At 49.3% G+C, this 286-nt stretch carries 1 protein-coding gene; it reads right to left on the reverse strand.

Annotation, left to right across the window (positions count from 1 at the left end; all coding sequences use genetic code 11):
• Positions 1 to 100: 100 nt before the first annotated feature.
• On the reverse strand, positions 101 to 286 hold a 186-nt coding region (locus tag ACTHSX_RS10605; protein ID WP_440379668.1), incomplete at its 5' end, for a malate:quinone oxidoreductase.

Here is a 286-nt window from a genome sequence, read left to right on the forward strand (position 1 = left end):
ACATGCTGCCGCAGATTAGATTTCAGACGGCCTGAATGTCGCTATTTTAATGGTTTGAAAAAAGGCGGGCAAGAATGCCCGCCTTTGCGTCTGCTTCAATTTAGTGATGAATGCCCAAAACGGACGCGTTGTGGCTGATGATTTCGTCCGCCAAAGACGGATTGTCGTTCAGCTTGATACCGTAGCCGGGCACCAATTCTTTCAGACGGCCTGACCATGATTCGGCATGATCTGGGAAGCATTGGTTGATCAGCTTAATCATCAAAGGTACGGCGGTTGATGCACC

The sequence above is a fragment of the Neisseria sp. P0014.S002 genome (assembly GCF_051958295.1).
GTDB classification, from domain to species: Bacteria; Pseudomonadota; Gammaproteobacteria; order Burkholderiales; family Neisseriaceae; genus Neisseria; species Neisseria flavescens_B.